We start from the raw sequence: 17,603 nt of genomic DNA on the forward strand, positions 1-17,603 counted from the left end.
AATGGAAACTACATTAAAACAAAAGGGTCAGAAATGGCTACAGTGGGCAGTTCAAAATCCAAAGAAATTCTTTATGTATTCAATGATTCTACTGTCTGTTTCATTTATTGGGTCTCTCATTCAGGGCATATTTTTCCCTTCCGACACTACATTCAAAATTAAAACTCCGGTTATCTATTCTAAGAGTAAGATGAGTCAAAATACACCTGTGAACAATGATAAAGAGATGGAGAAAATTGTGAACGAACTGAAAACTTTAAAAGTAAAAAGAGACCAAAATGCTTTGAAAAAAGAAGATAGCTTACGAATTGATTACCTGTTTAACCAATACCAAAAATTAAAAAATGAACATTAAAAAAATAAATTTTAAAGAAAAAAAATATGTTTTGCCACTTCTGGCTTTACCGTTTCTTTTTCTTTTCGGATATGTAGGAGCGCAGTTTGTCAAAGAAGACACATCTGAAAAAGATAAACCAAAAGAATTGTCTCTTTCATTAGGTGATACGCAGGATTCCATTATGACCAAAAATGATGCGTATGATGCGTTTTTCAAAAAAGAGGATAACAGAACGATGCTTGGTGGTTTGGATAAAGAAGAAGATAGTTTATTGAACTATGATGACCAATTGTCACTTGAGCAAAAAAGAAAAATTGATTCACTAAAAGCAGAAAACGGAAGACAAAACAGATATCAGGCGAAAGGAAATCAATCCTCGTATTACAAACCAAATCAATCACAAAGGGATGATAAGGATTACAAAAGATCTTCTGAGATCATCAAAATGCTGAATGAAAAATCCTACGGAAATGAGGGTGACAAATTCACTGGTATACAAAAGGAAAAAACTCAAATCACCCAGCTGGATCCTGTAAAATACCTGAAAGAACAAATGCTCGTGATGGATTCTTTAGAAAAATCCCGTGATCCTGAGTACCAAACTAAACTCGCAGCAGAACAGAGACTGAAATCAAATAAAGAAAAAATGGAAGATTTTCTCAACTCAACTTTCAATGTGAGCAAATCGGGTATTAACAGTGGTTTTAATGCTTTCTATAAGGAAAAAGTAAACAGTTTTATCAAAGCGGTCATTGACGAAAACAACAAAGGGTTTTTAGGAAGTAGGATCAGATTCCGCTTGTTGGAAGACATCTTTGTTGGAAACAAAAAAATAATAAAAGGTTCGATTTTATACGGACAAATCTCAGGATTTTCAATGCAAAGAGTCAATCTCAATATTGTATCTGTATTCACAAAAGGAGAAATCTATCCGGTCAATCTTTCGATTTATGATGTTGACGGGATGAAAGGATTGTACGTTCCGCAAAGTGTTTTCAGAGATATGGTGCGGGAAATGGGAACCAACTCGGTTCAGGGCACACAGATGGATATGGACGGAAAAGGATTCTTCTCAAGCATCGGAACCAGCCTGTTTACATCAACATCCAAATCTATTGCCAATCTCATCAAAGAGAACAAAGCAAAATTAAAGTACAATTCTTATGTCTTTCTCATCGACGAAAAGCAACTGAAAGATTTACAAAACCAACAAAAAAAATAAAACAATGAGAACTTTATTATACACCCTTTTAATATTCACAGCTCAATTTTTGACGGCTCAAACTGCAACCAAAGAACAGATTATTTCCGATTTACCGGAGATTGAAATTACTGAAGGGATCAACCTTCATATTATTTCACCGGAACCAATTCAATACGTCGATTTGTCAACAGAAAAACTAACTGGAGATTTGCCTGCTACAAATATTGCCAGAATAAAAATCACAGATCATCCTGATTCAGATGAGAAAGGAAAAATCAAAACACCAACTGTTTTTTTTACTGGTAATAAAATCGGAGTGATAACCGTGGTTGCGCAGTCTTTCATCGCACAGTACAAAGTTGTTTACAGAAACCAGGACAACCTCAATACTATTACCAATATCCATATTCAACCCGAAGCAATGCAGCCTGTAGAGTTTGATAAAATGGTTTTTTCAGATCTTGAATTAAGAAAATTCGCAATGGACATTATTCAGAAAAAATCTGAGAAAAATCCGATAAGGGAAGAAAAAAATCTCAAACTAAGCTTTCAGCTCAATAATGTCTATGTAATTAGTGATTACATCTTTTTAGATATGACCATCAAAAATAATTCAAACCTAAGCTATGACATTGAGGATTTGAAATTTTCCTTAGAAGATAAAAAAATCCATAAAGCAACTAATAATCAAAGTGTAGATCTTATCCCAATTTTACAACTGAATCCCCAAAAACACTTCAGAAAAAATTTCAGGAACATCTATGTTTTCAAAAAATTTACTTATCCAAACAGTAAGGTAATGATGATTCGTCTGATTGAAGAACAACTTTCTGGGCGCACAATCGAAATGAAGGTCAACTATTCTGAAATTCTTAAAGCTGATACTTTTTAAAATAATGGCTACAAGTGTATTGATTATTACAATCCTACTTTGCTTATCTATATTCTTCTTTTTGATTTGTATGCGTGAGATATATCAATCTAAAAAAAGATCAATAAAGTATATGCAGACCCTGCAAGAAAAAAAAATGGAATTAGCTGAAAAGCTCGAAGAATTACAAAACTACCATGTTGAATTGACAAAAAAGGAGGAAGATTTTAAAAATATGGGTAAACAAATAATGCACAATGCTAAATGTTGGGAAAATTTAAAAAAATCATCAAAAGAACATATAGTCCGTCATTCACAAAATTAAAATAATGCAAGAACAACAACATCAAATAAAAATTTATGGCTTTCTGCAAAAGGCAGTTTATGCGGTCGTTGCATTAGATTGTGCTTCGCTTTTTTACCTTAATGCTGATGTTCGGGTAGTATCGAACTTATTGAAAAATTTTTCAAAGCTGAGTTTTATTTACCCACCCATCAATGCCAAGTTTGCAACCGTGATTTTGATAGGATTAGTGGCAATTGGTACAAAAGCCAAGAAAAAGAAAGATCTCAATGTTACTAAGGAAATTGTCGTTCCTATGATTTTGGGATTACTGATGATTTTCTCTTCGCTGATATGGCAAAATGAGGCAGGAAATGCGAAGCTTCCAAAAGTATTTCCCGGCTTCAATCTTTATCAGGTAATCTATGCTGTTCTTTCTTTTCTAGGAGCCGTTATTCTTCAAATGGGTGCAGATTCCATTTCAAAACTTATGCAGCAGAAAATGGGAAAAGACCGATGGAATGTAGAGGAAGAATCCTTCGACCAAAATCAAGAATTAGTAATATCAGATACGACAATCAATATTCCATACTTGTTTCGTTACAAAAACAAGAGCAATAAAGGTTGGATGAACATCAATCCTTTTCGAGGAACGATGGTCATCGGAACACCGGGAAGCGGAAAATCTTTCGGAGTCATCAATCCTGCAATTCGACAGATGATCGCCAAAGGTTTTTGTCTTTGCATTTATGATTTTAAGTTCCCCGATTTAGCACAGATTGCATACTATCATTATTTGTTGAAAAAAAGTAAAGAATCTGACTACGGTTACAATTTCCACGTCATTAACCTGAATGAAGTTGAAAAATCAAAACGAGTAAATCCGTTTCATAAAAAGTATATCCAAACTTTGGCAGAAGCCCAGGAAATGGCAGAATCAATGGTGTCCTCTTTACAAAAAGGAGGGTCGAGCTCAGGAGGAGGTTCTGAAGCTTTCTTTACCCAATCTGCCATCAATTTTCTTTCTTCCTGCATTTATTTTTTTGCAACATTTGAAAATGGAAAATATTCAGATTTACCTCATATTCTGTCCTTTATGAACCGAAGTTACAAAGAGATTTTCGATACACTTTTTACTAACGAAGAAATTTTCTCTTTGCTTTCGCCTTTCAAAACGGCTTATGACAACAAAGCATTTGATCAATTGGAAGGACAAATCGGAACACTCAAAATTTTCCTTTCCAGATTGGCAACAAAAGAAAGTTTTTGGGTGTTTTCCGGAGATGAAGTAGAATTGAAGATTACCGATCGTGAAGATCCCTCAATTATCATATTGGCATCAGACCCGGGAACGCAGGATATTAATTCAGCCCTGTATTCTTCGGTGTTAAACAGGACTTTAAGATTGATCAATTCCAAACATAATTTACCTGGAGGAATTATCGCAGACGAATTTCCGACGATTTATATTCATAAAATTGATAACATCGTAGCTACTGCAAGAAGTAATAAAGTTGCTGTAATGCTTGGACTTCAGGAAATTCCGCAGCTAAGACAGTTCTACAAAAAAGAAGTTGCTGATACGATTTCTGCCATTGTTGGAAATGTTCTTTCCGGTTCCGCAAGAGACAAAAATACACTCGATTGGTTGGAAAAACTTTTCGGAAAAATTAAACAAAAATCATACTCACAATCAATTTCACAGCAAGGAACGACCACAAGCATCAATGAAAAGATGGACAATATGATTCCGGCAAGTAAAATAGCAGCCTTGAAAACCGGAGAAGTGGTTGGAATGATCGCACAGGGAGAAAAAAACGATGCTGAGGAATATAAAACTTCTGCTGTTAGTGGTAAAATCAATTTGGATATGAAAGCGATTCAGGAAGAAGAAAAAAACTATGTTAAAATGCCGTCATATTACTCTTTTATAGATAAAAAAGGGGTTAACCGAAAAGAAGAAGTGCTAATGACCAACTTTAGAAAGATCAATAAAGAAGTGGAACTCATTGTGAATGAAAATATAAAAGCTGCATAAAATGAAAAAACTAAAATACACATTTACATTGGTGGTACTGTTTTACAGTTGCTTATGCTTTGCGCAATTTAACACTCTTACACCAACAGTCCCGAAGAAATCTAAAAATTCAAAAGTATCAGAAAAATCTAATATCGAAGAGCCATTACAGCAAAAGAAGGTTAAAAAATCTTGGAAACAATTTTTAAATATCACCACAAAATCAGATTTAAAAAATGAGGTTGATTCTTTGAAAATGTTGATCAAAGAATATAGCAGTGTAAAAGATGTACGGATAAATGAGTTTGAAAAACTGAAAGATTCTTTAATACTACTTACGAAGAATAAATTAGAAGTAAGAAAAGAAACCTCAAAAAAGAAAAACGTATTTGCAACGTATGATTTTGTAGATGAACCGGCAGCATCTTTTTCAAAAATTGTAATGCCTCTTAAAAACAAGATCACCATTACATCTTCTTATGGGACAAGGACTCATCCTATTTTCGGAACAAAAAAAACGCACAATGGTATCGACCTAAAAGCTAGTTATGAGAATGTCTATTCTGTAATGGATGGAATTATTACAGCAACAGGCTGGGATTCTAAAGGTGGCGGAAATTTTATAAAAGTAAAACATTTTAACCGTTTCGAAACTTCCTATATGCATCTTTCAGAAATGTATTATCGAGCTGGAGAAATAGTAAAAGCCGGATTTGTCATCGGAAAAAGCGGGAATACCGGGAACTCCACAGGACCACATTTACATTTTTCGGTAAAAGAATTCGGACAAAACATCAATCCTTCTCATTTTTTAAATGACCTCATAAAAGTAAACAATTTAATAGCAACATACAATGAATAACACAACCTTACCTACCGATGAACTGAAAAAATACGGAATTATTAATGAGGATAATTCTTTCTCTAAAAAGCTAAATACAGAGGATGTTCAGAAATTTCTGCAAGGATATACCATCGTTGCAGACCACGACAAAAACAGGGCGACTTTTCAGCTGACTGATAATAATACCAAACTGAAGGTCATCTTTTTGGAAAGAGATAAAAGTATTTCTGACATCCTCAAAAACAGTAAAAATAATATTCAATATACTGATGTAAACAATGTTTCTAAATCTGCAAATAAACTGATTTTCGAAAAAAAAGCCTTCATTTTTGACAAAGAAAGCGAAAAAGTGGTTGAATTTGATTTCATTAAAAATGCAAGAGAATTGACAGCAATTATTGCAGATAAAAAAAATACAGAAGAACTTAACCGTTACATAGCAGAACTTCTAAAACTTAAATCTTTTCTGCAAGATAAAATTGTTCAGTTCCCAGAAATGGCAAAAGAAATTACGAATGATTTGAACATTGTATCCAAAGAATTCAATACAGTTGCTGGAATCTCTGAAAATTATAATCATTCTCAAAAGCAGGAAAAATCAGATTTACAACTGAATGTGAACGACCCTGATGTCTATCAGGATGCCAATCGAATTAGAGAGGACGAAAGCCAAGAGCAGGACGAGGAAATACAAAAGTCAAGAGGATTTAGAAGGTAAATTAAGAACCTGGAAAAATGGAAAATGAACTAACCTGGATAGATAGGAATATTACTCCGAGAACCGGGGCCTATAAAAATTTTGTAAAAGAAATGGAAAGTATGTCGCCTGAACATTTTTTTCGGGACGGAGAGCGGACGTTTACCGATAGAGAGAAAAAGTTTATGGCAATTCATCAATCTAAGGGAAAAGAATTTATTCAAGGTTCAAATTTTACATTGAAAACATTTTTCAATTCAAATCAGGATTTCCCTATTGAGGATAAATTTAATACTCCCGCTGAATTAGTCAGATTCATTGAAAAGCAGCAGCTAAACAATAAATTGTTGATTTTGCAAAATAACAGGGAGTCTACTGAAATTGCTATAAGTAATGAGTCAATAAAGCAGAAATTTCTTTCTGATCTCTGGGCTCAGGAATTGGAGAAAAAAACTGATTTAAGTTCCGGATTGACCTATACACAAATTGATGAAAAGCAAGCTCATCATTATCGAAATTATGAAGTTGAAACTGCAAAGTTATCATTAAAAGGGGTTCATCAAATTGAAATGACTGATCTGGAAGAAAATGCAGACTTTTTTTCAGATGAAGGCTTTGAAGAAAATTTAATCCCTGCATCTAATCTTCCGGACGGCTGGACCTGGAACGATTACGATGATGGAAGTGGCTCGCTGAAGAGTCCAAGCGGTCATAAGTATTACAGCTATGATATGCAAACTCAGGAATATACATTACCGTACGGTCGGCGAGAATGGACAGGTATGAGAGATTTTTATGATGCTCCAAAAAGTTTGAACGAATTCAAAAGCTATGTCGAAAACGACTTAAAAGCAAAAGCGGTGCAAAATAATCTTAATCCGAAACTTTCCGAAGAGGAAAAAAATGATATTCTCAATTACAGGATCTTTATGAAAGAAAACGAATTCATACTGGAGAACTTGCAGATCACAGCGAACCAAAGAAAAGCTTATTCAGAAAAAATGGAATTCGGAACAACAGATGGAGATTATTCTTTTACAAAGGCACAAATGGACACAATCCCAAATGTTATTGATGGTCATACGTTGTCAAAAAATGACAAATACGAATTGGCTTTCGGTCTATTGGAAAAACAGCTATATGGGGAATCCTACGAATTATTGGATAACGGTGAAATTCTAAAAAATTATCTGGATGAAAATGTTTTTTCAAGACACAGAATATTAACAATGAATGATATTAAATTTAACAATCAAAACCCAAACATTATGGAAACACAAAAAGAATTCGATCAAGTACAATACCTAAAAGACCAAATGAAATACCTCGGTTTCGGAGAGGATAAAAAGCTTCACAAAGATCTTGGAGAAGGAATTAAATCTGCCAAACAAGAGTTTGAAATTAAAACCACATCCGACAAAACTTTGCCCGGAAATAAGGTTGATTTTTCCTTAAAATTCAACAAAACAGAAAGTGGAGGTGTTTTCCTCAATTCTTATAATGCAACTCTTAAAAATGAAAAAAATGAAAGCATCTCGCATCAATTTTATGTAAGCAAGGAAAACACATTTACTGCTAAGGAAGCGGTCAATCTTTTGGAAGGTCGCGCTGTGAAAATAGAGTTCACCAATCCAAAAACAGCGCAATTAGAACCTGCCTTTGTGAAGCTCAATTTTGACGAACCGAAAACCGAAAAAGGAAATTACAATTTCCAGAATTTTTACAAGAATTACGGCGTTGATACTGCTCAGATCATAGAAAAATCCAATCTGATCTTCGATAAACCGGAATGGAAGGAAAGTACCATAAAATCTTTGGAAAAAGGAAATGTAGTCAAAGTGAAATTTGAACTTGATGATAAGGTTTTAGAAGGAAAGGCAGTACTGAATCCGCAATACAAAAATCTGAATCTTTATGATTCAGATATGAACAGAATCAATACCAACAAGCCTTTGGAAGGTTTGGAACAGGATAACAAGCACGAAAAGAATAACGTGAAAGAGCATAGCATTAAGCGATAGACAATACTTATAATCAATAACGAAGTTCCCAGCGGTAAGTCACATAGACTGCCGCTTTTTTAAACTCTATTTTATGAAAAAGCTTATTATACTACCCAGCCTGTTTTTTCTTTTCGTCAGTATTTCGTGTCGTAAAGAAATCAAATCAGACAAAGGCGGAATTGATGTAGTTTCGAATGTCTATTTCGATGCTTCCAAAAACCTGGACAAAATCCAAAGTTTTCATTTGTCAAGCCTTAATTATTCAGGAGATTCCATTTTAGAAAGGATTCCGGATGCTTATGCTCCTGAAGTAACCCAACAGATTTATTTCATTATAGATTCATTGTGCTATACCATTGAAAATGAAAATCCCGGCAAAATTATTCTGTCAGACATCATAAAGAAACAAAAGCCGCTTCCTGTTGAAAAGAAAAAAGGAGGAACATTGTTTTCTCAGGAAAAAATCCCCAATTACAGAAACAGAAAAAATCTGAGTGATACCGTTTTGTTTAAGAAAAAATACAAACGATTTGAAATTAATTCACCTTGGATGTACACCCGATTTTATATTTATCCAACGGATACCATCTTGCCATACTCTATTTACAGACATGCAGGAAAAGACTATCACGGAAGGCTTGAAAGGATTGATTCTTACAATAAAAAGACGGACATATTCGTGACGCTTCAATTAGTATCAAGAAAAAACTGGGACAGTGAAGCCAAAGAAATTTTTGAATTTAACCACTTCATAAAAAACAGAAAAAAGTGAAAGATGAAGAATTTTTTAATGAGATAAATGATGACATTTCTGTAGTTGAAGGAAATAAAAAAGAACTTATTGTTTTCACAAACAGTAAGGATATGCTTTCATTCTTGGAGCTTCTTCAATTGAACAAGCAAACCAATAATAGAACACTTATAACCCTTAATTCAGGTTCAAATAGCAAAAAATTCCTCAATAGATACCAGAATTATGATGGTAAAATGTTTCTTTGTCTTACCGGGGACAGAACGGGAAATGCAATAACCAGGAAAATTCTTACAGAATTTAATGGCAAAAATATCAAAGACGTTCGTCCTTTGTATGAAATTTCTGAAAATGGGAATCAAGACCTGACCGAATATTTAGAGAATAAACTTAAACTTCAAGATAAAAATACTAATTTAGTTGAACCAAAAATTTCTGAAAATGAAAGCAATGCAATTGAATCCGGAAGAACATCCGATTCTCAGCAAGTGGGAAACGGAACACCTGAACACAACACTGGAGAACTTAGCCCTAAGATCCAATCCGGGCAAAACGGAAGTTACGGAAGCGGACAAGCAGTGGGCAGCAACAATGCTGGAAATGGACTTGCAGGCACAGAGCGGAGCAATTTGGGAAGCCGAGACCGAGGAAGAGGATCCTATGACGACTCACAACAGAATAATGTTGGAGAGACTCAAGGACGTTCCGTGGGCGGAATCGTACCCGGGAGAACTGTATCCGATAGAAGAAGACCCGATGGAGGACTTTCCGAGATAAGTGAGGCTTCAACAAATAATGTAGAGGTAGATGCTCTTATTTCAAAATATAAAGGGCAAAAACTGAATAATGATCAAGTTGCAGAAGTAGTTTCTGCAGCTTGTTTTGTTTCCGACAATCACAAAATTAATCTGAAGGAAAACCTACACATTACTGATGATTTAAAAGAGATCTGCAACCAATTCCGAAGTGGCGGAACGGCAAAAGAAGGACGAGGAATTTTAGATGAATATTACACGCAGGATAAAATAGTAGATGCAGTCCGAAATTTAATCAAAGACCATTTCAAAGACCAAAAAGAAATTTGGGTTTTAGAACCCAGCGTAGGAACGGGAAATTTCATCTATGCCACTAACGAACTATCTGTAAATTCTAAAATTACAGGATTTGAAATCAACGACACCACCGCAAAAATTGCAAAAATTCTACATCCCGAAGCTGAAATCAATCTTCGTTCGTTTGAAGCCGAATTCATTGATGAGAAAGGCAACAAGAAAGACTTTTCTCAGCAGTATGATTTGGTCATCGGGAATCCGCCCTATGGCGAACACCGTGGGCTTTACAAAGGTTTGGGAGAAGAACCAAAAATTTCTAAATATGAAGATTATTTTGTAAAAAGGTCTTTAGATTACCTAAAAACCGACGGTATTTTGGCGATGGTACTTCCATCAGCTTGGCTGAGCAGGCAAAAAAAATTGCAAAACGCCAATATTTTGGATGGATTTCGTTTGCCCAACGGAGCTTTTGCAGGAACACAGATCGGAACCGATATTATCATTCTAAGAAAAAACAATCAAAATATTTCAAAGGATATTTCCAATTATTTTGAAAATAATCCAACAAGAATTTTGGGAGAAACCCGAGAGAAAACCAACCGTTTTGGTGGATTAGAAAAATATGTTCACGGAAATTTAGATGAAGCTTTATTTAAGATTGAACAGTTTAAAAATAAGAAAGAAACCGAGAGAATCGGAAATCTGTTTGAAGATTTATTTTTAGAAAATACCGAACCAAAAATTGAAAAAAAATTCGACGCAAAAAGCGAAAATTCTGCAAAGATTGAAAACCAAAATAAAAATGAACTTAATATAGCAGAAACTCAAGAAAAAATTGAATTGGTACTTTCAAAACTCAGTAACATCAAGTTTAAGTCTCCAACAATTACGACTGAAATAAGCAAGTATGAAAAATTTCGCGAAGATTTAATCACAAAACCAGTGTCGTTTTCAGAGGAAAGCTTAAAAGAATTGATAGAAAAAAGTGATAGAATAATTTCTATTCACAATACGAGAGCCGAGAAGGAATATAAACTTCAAACAAAACCGGATATAAAGAAAGGTGTTTTAAAATACCAATTTTCCAAACAGGATGAAATTGTAAATACTTCCTTGCAAAATAGTTCTGATATTACGAAAGAACAGATTGAAGCATTCAGAGATACTTCTTATGATGGTACATTAAATAATCGTGAAAAGCATTACCAATTTGCGAACTTCATTGATGGAAATTGGGTTCACGATTTTTATTACACTGAAGGAAATATCTATGCAAAATTAGAACAGTTAGAGAAGGATTTTGTAGATAAAAATGCAGTTGGAGGAACGGAAAACCAGTATGAAAAGCAAAAAGCTTTGTTGGAAAATGTTCTACCAAAACCGAAATCTTTAGACGAAATTTATATCAGTCCGAATCACGAGTTCGTACACAAATTTGAGTTGGGACAAGTAGAAAAAGACCAATATAATCATATTACAAAACGTACCGAATCAGTCATTGTAGATTACAACCTTGCCGAAAGATTCAAAGATTTTGTCGGCACTTTGTCAAGTGAAGCCTTTGCAGGTTCTTCAGCTTGGGAAGTGCGAAGCTTTGTAGATAATGAAACAGTTACAGGAAGCGATAAAGAGAGGAATGCGTTAGTCAGAGAAAGAAGAAAAGCTGCTGCGAATGATTTGTTTTACAAGTTTGTTCGGGAAGAACTTTCCGACGATATTAGACATCGTTTTGTAAAAGACTTTAACCGCAATTACAATAATATCCACGTTCCGGATTATTCAAAATTCCCATTATTTTCCAGAATCTATCTGCATTTCAAAGGTCAGGAATTGCGTTTGACCGAAGTTCAGAAAGCAGGAATTGGAAGACAGACCACAAAAGGAGTAGGGCTCTTAGCGCACGAAGTGGGTTTTGGTAAAACATTATCAGGAATCCTATCTATGCACGAAGCAATGGAGCGGGGAAATGCGAAAAGACCAATCATCGTAGTTCCGAATGACAGTATTTTGAAACAATGGGTGGAAACGATATTTGAAACCATTCCCAATGTTAAAGTCAATGTTTTAGGGAATCTAAGCAAAGATTATGACCTTTCAAAGTTTGATAATAAAGACGGGGAAATTACCATCGTTACTTATGAGGGCTTTAACAATATCGGGTTTTCATCAGAAATTACCGAAGAACTTTCTTCAAAATTCAGCTACATCTCTACAAGCGAAATGAAAGGCGTTACCAATACGGAAAGAGACCTCCAAATTGAGCTTCAGAAAGAAAAGGAGATCGAGGGAAAAATGAAGCGTGGCAAAATCTATGATTGGGAAGATTTTGGATTTGACCATTTGACTTATGACGAAGTTCACAACGCCAATCATATTGTAGGAAAAGTAAAAATTGAAGACCGAAGATTTGCTTCCGATTTTAGAAGTCAAAACCAACAGACCTCCAAATTGGGAATCAATACCTGGATGGCTGCGCAATACATTCAAGTCAAAAATGATGGAAGAAATGTAACCTTGCTTTCCGCAACGCCTTTTACCAACAAGCCTTTAGAATATTATTCGATTTTATCGCTGATTGCTAATAAACGGTTGGAGGAATCTGGATATTTCAACGTCAATACTTTCTTCGAGACCTTTATGGAAGCGGATAATGATATGGAGATTGATGCAAAAGGTGATGTGAAGTTTAAAGCCAACGTCCGGAGATTTAAAAACAATTCGCTGTTTCAGCAATTACTTTCGGAATTCATTGATATAAAAGGAGAGGAGGATAACCCTGAATTGATTCGTCCCAACAAAATCAATAAAGAGTATAAAATTGAGCAGAATGATCTGACAAGAGAACAATATGACCTGCTCAATGAAAATTTCAGCGAAACTGAAAAGGGAGCAATTCTTACGCATATTCTTAACGCCCGACTGATTGCAATTTCGCCGTACCTATCACCATATTATGATGGCGAAGACCCTTCTGTAAAAGAATTTATAGAAAATTCTCCGAAGCTGAAACAGACGATGGATTTAATTTATCAGAACAAAAAAGATCTTCCTGAATCCGGACAAATCATTTATTCTGAATTGGCGGTTGCTCAATTTCCGAAATTAAAAGAATATCTCATTACAGAAATTGGTTACAAAGCCGAAGAAATCGGCATTATTACCGGAGCTACCAATAAAAATCAAAGAATTTCTATTCAAAATGATTTTAATGAAGGAAAAATAAAAGTTGTTATCGGTAGTGAAGCCATTCAGGAAGGAATGAACCTTCAGGAAAACACAACAGATGTTTATATGCTCACGTTGCCATATAATTTCACTTCTTTGCGACAGGTGGAAGGTCGAGCGTGGAGGCAAGGAAATAAAAACGAAAATGTGCGAATCAATTTTATGCTGACCAATGACAGTATTGATGTTTTTATGCTTCAAAAACTGCAATCCAAACAAGCAAGATATTTAGAAGCGATGAAAAAAGGAGCCGATGTTTTGGATATTTCGGATATCAGTACACAAGAGCTTAAAACGTCCATCATAACCAATCCCAAAACCCGAGCCAACATTGAAATCGAATTAATGAAAAAAAGGATTGAAAGTGAGAAAAATAAGCATCTGGCAGATAGTGCCTTTGTTTTGAGAAAGTATGAAGATTTCTTGAAAGTTCAGGAGTTAGTTACTAAAGCTGAACATTCACATAATCGAATTGAAGGCTATTCGAAAAATGGCGATACAAATGCTGAATATTGGGCAACCCAATTACCATCATATCAAAAAACAATTGACCTTCATAAAGTTCAAGTACAAGACGTAATTGAGAATTTAGCTCAAAAAGGAATCGATGTTTCTCAGATTGAATATCAAACCGCAACGACTGAAGAGAAAATCTCGGAGCTGGATAAAAAGTTGGAGGAGCTTCAGGAAACAAGAGAAAATTTAATTATACAATACAAAATAGAAAAAGAAGAACAACTTAAAAGTAACGAGCATAGAGATTATGTTAAAGAAAGAGCTAGTGAGAATAATGTTCTGTATAATGCTTTTTCAAAAGCAAACTCTATAGGTAATATTGAAATTAAAAAACCTTTAGGTATAGCGTTAAGCGAAAGAGAAAATATGGATATGGAAATCGTGCCGGCTTTAATAAGAAAAAGGTAAAATGAAATATTTAAAGTATCAGTTTGACAATATAAAGGTTTAAGCATTAATGTCTTGATTCTGTAGTGAAGCGAAATTTAAATTGCTTAGAATTCGGTTCCTTTTTGAAGTGGCTTCCCTAGGTTAATTTGCCTTGATGACGGAAAAAGTTCAACTGTTTCAATAATAGGGTACAGTATACTTTCGGAATTATTATTTCAGAGTATTTTTAGGAGATATATCTAAATATAGACATTATTATGAATAGTTTTTCAAGTTTAAATAAAATTGTGTCTGGCACAACTGATTTTTTTCTTCTTTTTTCAAATAAACTAAATTATAAACTCTTTAGGTCAATCTGAATAGACATGTGGCTTTATGTAACTAATAATAAAACAGTAATGAATCCCTTTTGATTTCAATTTGGATATCAAGCACATTTCGGACATATACCACTAACTATAAAATTATATTCCTCAACTATAAATTCTTTTGGAATATCGATACGAGGTATGACATTTTCAATGCATATCACCTCATTACATTTTTTACAGTTGAAATGTAAATGGTTATCGTTGTGAAGGTCTTTCTGACACGAATTACATCTGGCATAATTTACCACACCATCAATATTGACGATTTTATGAATATGCCCTTCTTCTTCCAGCCTGTCTAATATTCTATAAATCGTTACCCTATTACATAGATCTCCAAGTTTTTCGTGAATAATATGGTGTGACAATGCAGTATCTGAATTATTGATGAGATCAAGTACTTCCGATTTTGCTTTTGTATTTCTAACTTGTTTCATAATTTAATTGCAACTAAGTTGCGATATTTAAAATTTATATATAGTTTTGCAACAAAGTTACAATAAGTAAATTATTATTGTAACATTTCCAGCCCACCACATTTTATTATTTATGAAATTTATGCTTTTTAAATATGGAAGCAAGGTTGTAAACAAATTTAATCTACAATTTGTAATGGTCTTCTTGATAAGCATTAATATCATCGAAGCCCAGCATGCAATTTTAGGACGTATTTTTACTGAAAAAGATAGGGCCGTATATGGTGCTCATGTTAGTATTCAGAATCTTGATAATAAGACTTCCGAATCCAAGCTTACCGACTTGTTGGGTCGATATCATTTTACCACTATACCCGGGAGCTATCTTATCAATGTTAGTGCGGATGGTTACAGATACCATCGCAGCGACACAATACGAATTGATACCCGAAACCCTTACCCCATTAAGGATTTCTATCTTCAGAGCGAAGAAACTTCTATTGAAGCTGTTACTATTAAAGCTAAAAAACAGGCTATTCAAACTGATAAAGGGAAATTGATATTCAATGTAGCTGATTCCGGGTTAGCTGGCGGACTTAATGGATTAGAGCTGTTAAAAAAAATACCAGGGATAGGTGCCGGCCAAAATGATGAAATACTATTCAGGGGAGGTGCCGGCGTCAATGTAATGATTGATGGACGGATGACCTATCTGTTCGGCCCTCAAGTTAGTAACTATCTCCAAGGTCTAAGTGCCGAAGATATTGATAAGATAGAGATCGATACGACACCGGGTGCCGATCTAGATGCTGCAGGGAATGCGGGGATCATCAATATTAAATTAAAGAAATCCACGAAAAAAGAGTTTTCCTTAGATTTACGGAGCGCTGTCTCCAAATCCCGATTCTGGAAAGTCAATGAGAATATCAGTGCTGGCTTCAGGTCTGAAAAATTAATTCTTAATGGTTCTCTCGATTATAATACACCCCACAGTTTTTCCAGGGGCAGCAGCGGTAACAGTATCAATAGTAGTGGCTCAGTTCAGCAGCTTACAAGGGAAAATGAAAAAACATTTAAAGTCAATTACTATACCTGGAGAGCTGGTGCTGCATGGCAATTTCTGCCAAAACATGATCTGGGCGTAAATTATCACGGGTATTATGATGACTTTAAAAGCACCAGACTGTCGGAAATTTCGTTTACAGGTCCAAGTGCAGTCAATTCCTCTCTTTATTCTTCGAATAATGTCAGAGAGCCTTATCATTATGACTCTGTATCTCTGACATACACTTACAATATCGATTCTTTAGGGAAAAAGGTAACAGCCGATGCTAATTATACTGTCTATCGTAATTTCTCTGATGGCCTGATGACCTCAACCTTGCAATCAATGGGAAGTACTGTTGTTACCCAATTGCGTTCCCATCAGCCGGGCACGATTAAAATTACATCGTTCAAAACAGATGCTGAACTTCCTTTCACGATGTTTAAGATGAAAACTGGAATAAAATGGGCAGAAGTGAATAATGGTAATCAGTTTGTCTACAGTCATCCCACTGAAGGCAATTGGGAGGTGGATCCCAGTATCAGCAATAATTTCAGCTATTCAGAAAAAATTGGAGCAGTCTATGTCACTGCCAGTAAGGATTTCAGGACAACGTCAGCCGCTGTTGGGATACGAGCGGAATATACGGAAGTCGAGGGTTCATTTTCACAAAGTATACCCGTCTATAATTTTAGTTATACTAAATTATTCCCATCACTTTCAATAGAGCAGAAGATAGGCGATAGTCACAAGCTTGACATCTCATTAAGCAGAAGGATCAACCGGCCGGCGTACGCTGACCTGAATCCGGTAAAGTGGTTTGTTGATCCGTATTTTTATTTCACAGGCAATCCCCGTTTGATACCGGAAATAGCCTGGGTTTATCAGATCAACTACAGTCTTAAAAAAAAATATATTATTTCATTGGCCTACAACCAAAGTAAGAATTACATCAACCGAAGGCTTGTAATTGATAATACGCAAAGTATAGTGAGCAGAAGTGATAACTTTGGTGATTACAGACGCTTTGACCTCACATTTTCCGCACCTTTGAAATTAACTGCATTCTGGAACACCCAGACTTTCATCGATCTGAGCCATACATCGTATCCGATCTCAATGATTAATAATGATAAACTATTTAAGTTATATGGTATCAATGGAACATTGCAGAATACCTTTCAGCTTCCTGCGGGAATTTCAGCTACCCTGCAAATGACCTATTTTTCATCTGAGACTCGTGGAATCTATAAAACAGCACCAACAGGATTTGTCGACGTTGGCATTTCTAAAGGTTTTTTTAATAATAAGCTAGATGTTGTATTCAGTGCAAATGATATATTCAACAGCAACCGCTATAAGGGAATTTCCCAATCAGATATGATTGATTATTATTACAACGACAGGCCATACAACCAGAACTTCGGTATATCGTTAAAATATCATCTTGGTAAAGCACTTGCCAGATCTTCGAGTTCAAAAACTGAAGAGCAGGAAAGATTATAATTAAAAATAACTAATGCAACAATGATGCGTTTAAAATAAAATTGATTAGTTTTGTAGCTCATTAAATAACTTGTA

Annotated in this window: 12 protein-coding genes and 1 pseudogene; 12 read left to right on the forward strand and 1 reads right to left on the reverse strand. The window is 34.9% G+C overall.

Annotated elements, in window-relative coordinates:
• Position 1 precedes the first annotated feature (1 nt).
• The 10 genes from BLT04_RS14870 (at position 2) to BLT04_RS14915 (ending at position 14,208) form a co-directional block, all read left to right on the forward strand.
• Positions 2–355 (forward strand): hypothetical protein, encoded by a 354-nt coding sequence (locus BLT04_RS14870; RefSeq protein WP_089756578.1) that lies wholly within the window; start codon positions 2–4, stop codon positions 353–355.
• A complete protein-coding gene (traM, locus tag BLT04_RS14875; RefSeq protein WP_089757297.1) occupies positions 351–1,559 on the forward strand; it encodes a conjugative transposon protein TraM in 1,209 nt (402 codons plus the stop codon). The genes BLT04_RS14870 and traM overlap by 5 nt, the downstream gene beginning before the upstream one ends.
• Before the next feature lie 4 nt (positions 1,560–1,563).
• Positions 1,564–2,433: a DUF4138 domain-containing protein gene (locus tag BLT04_RS14880; protein WP_089756579.1), complete on the forward strand. Its 870-nt coding sequence runs from the start codon at positions 1,564–1,566 to the stop codon at positions 2,431–2,433.
• 4 nt (positions 2,434–2,437) lie between these two features.
• Positions 2,438–2,737, forward strand: coding sequence for a hypothetical protein (locus BLT04_RS14885; RefSeq protein ID WP_139166259.1), 300 nt, complete (start codon positions 2,438–2,440; stop codon positions 2,735–2,737).
• 4 nt (positions 2,738–2,741) lie between these two features.
• Positions 2,742–4,733: a type IV secretion system DNA-binding domain-containing protein gene (locus BLT04_RS14890; protein WP_089756581.1), complete on the forward strand. Its 1,992-nt coding sequence runs from the start codon at positions 2,742–2,744 to the stop codon at positions 4,731–4,733.
• 1 nt (position 4,734) lies between these two features.
• Positions 4,735–5,574, forward strand: coding sequence for a M23 family metallopeptidase (locus BLT04_RS14895; protein ID WP_089756582.1), 840 nt, complete (start codon positions 4,735–4,737; stop codon positions 5,572–5,574).
• The gene (locus BLT04_RS14900) at positions 5,567–6,274 is read left to right on the forward strand and encodes a hypothetical protein (RefSeq protein ID WP_089756583.1); all 708 of its coding nucleotides are present in this window, start codon (positions 5,567–5,569) and stop codon (positions 6,272–6,274) included. The genes BLT04_RS14895 and BLT04_RS14900 overlap by 8 nt, the downstream gene beginning before the upstream one ends.
• A 17-nt stretch (positions 6,275–6,291) precedes the next feature.
• Positions 6,292–8,274: a hypothetical protein gene (locus BLT04_RS14905; protein ID WP_089756584.1), complete on the forward strand. Its 1,983-nt coding sequence runs from the start codon at positions 6,292–6,294 to the stop codon at positions 8,272–8,274.
• Positions 8,275–8,347: 73 nt separating this feature from the next.
• Positions 8,348–9,028 carry a hypothetical protein gene (locus BLT04_RS14910; RefSeq protein WP_089756585.1) on the forward strand — a complete coding sequence of 227 codons (681 nt, stop codon included), beginning with the start codon at positions 8,348–8,350 and terminating at the stop codon, positions 9,026–9,028.
• The gene (locus BLT04_RS14915; RefSeq protein ID WP_228421979.1) at positions 9,025–14,208 is read left to right on the forward strand and encodes a helicase-related protein; all 5,184 of its coding nucleotides are present in this window, start codon (positions 9,025–9,027) and stop codon (positions 14,206–14,208) included. Before BLT04_RS14910 ends, BLT04_RS14915 begins: the two co-directional genes overlap by 4 nt.
• A gap of 409 nt (positions 14,209–14,617) precedes the next feature.
• Here the strand turns inward: BLT04_RS14915 and BLT04_RS14920 are convergent, their stop codons facing one another.
• Positions 14,618–14,998 (reverse strand): Fur family transcriptional regulator, encoded by a 381-nt coding sequence (locus BLT04_RS14920; protein ID WP_089756586.1) that lies wholly within the window; start codon positions 14,996–14,998, stop codon positions 14,618–14,620.
• Between the two features lie 175 nt (positions 14,999–15,173).
• Between BLT04_RS14920 and BLT04_RS19185 the strand changes: the two are divergent.
• Both BLT04_RS19185 and BLT04_RS14925 read left to right on the forward strand, forming a co-directional pair.
• Positions 15,174–15,446 (forward strand): annotated as a pseudogene (locus tag BLT04_RS19185) (carboxypeptidase-like regulatory domain-containing protein); the annotation flags it as partial.
• A 234-nt stretch (positions 15,447–15,680) separates the two neighbouring features.
• Entirely contained in the window at positions 15,681–17,528 is a 1,848-nt protein-coding gene (locus BLT04_RS14925) for an outer membrane beta-barrel family protein (RefSeq protein ID WP_228421980.1), read from the forward strand.
• The last annotated feature ends 75 nt before the right edge of the window (positions 17,529–17,603 follow it).

Origin of the sequence: Chryseobacterium soldanellicola, assembly GCF_900100115.1 — a bacterium.
Lineage (GTDB): Bacteria > Bacteroidota > Bacteroidia > Flavobacteriales > Weeksellaceae > Chryseobacterium > Chryseobacterium soldanellicola.

Coding starts and splice junctions, on each gene's coding strand:
- BLT04_RS14880 (WP_089756579.1), top strand. CDS start 1,564: ATGAGAACTTTATTATACACCCTTTTAATATTCACAGCTCAATTTTTG.
- BLT04_RS14890 (WP_089756581.1), top strand. CDS start 2,742: ATGCAAGAACAACAACATCAAATAAAAATTTATGGCTTTCTGCAAAAG.
- BLT04_RS14910 (WP_089756585.1), top strand. CDS start 8,348: ATGAAAAAGCTTATTATACTACCCAGCCTGTTTTTTCTTTTCGTCAGT.
- BLT04_RS14885 (WP_139166259.1), top strand. CDS start 2,438: ATGGCTACAAGTGTATTGATTATTACAATCCTACTTTGCTTATCTATA.
- BLT04_RS14900 (WP_089756583.1), top strand. CDS start 5,567: ATGAATAACACAACCTTACCTACCGATGAACTGAAAAAATACGGAATT.
- BLT04_RS14895 (WP_089756582.1), top strand. CDS start 4,735: ATGAAAAAACTAAAATACACATTTACATTGGTGGTACTGTTTTACAGT.
- BLT04_RS14870 (WP_089756578.1), top strand. CDS start 2: ATGGAAACTACATTAAAACAAAAGGGTCAGAAATGGCTACAGTGGGCA.
- BLT04_RS14925 (WP_228421980.1), top strand. CDS start 15,681: ATGACCTATCTGTTCGGCCCTCAAGTTAGTAACTATCTCCAAGGTCTA.
- BLT04_RS14920 (WP_089756586.1), bottom strand. CDS start 14,998: ATGAAACAAGTTAGAAATACAAAAGCAAAATCGGAAGTACTTGATCTC.
- BLT04_RS14905 (WP_089756584.1), top strand. CDS start 6,292: ATGGAAAATGAACTAACCTGGATAGATAGGAATATTACTCCGAGAACC.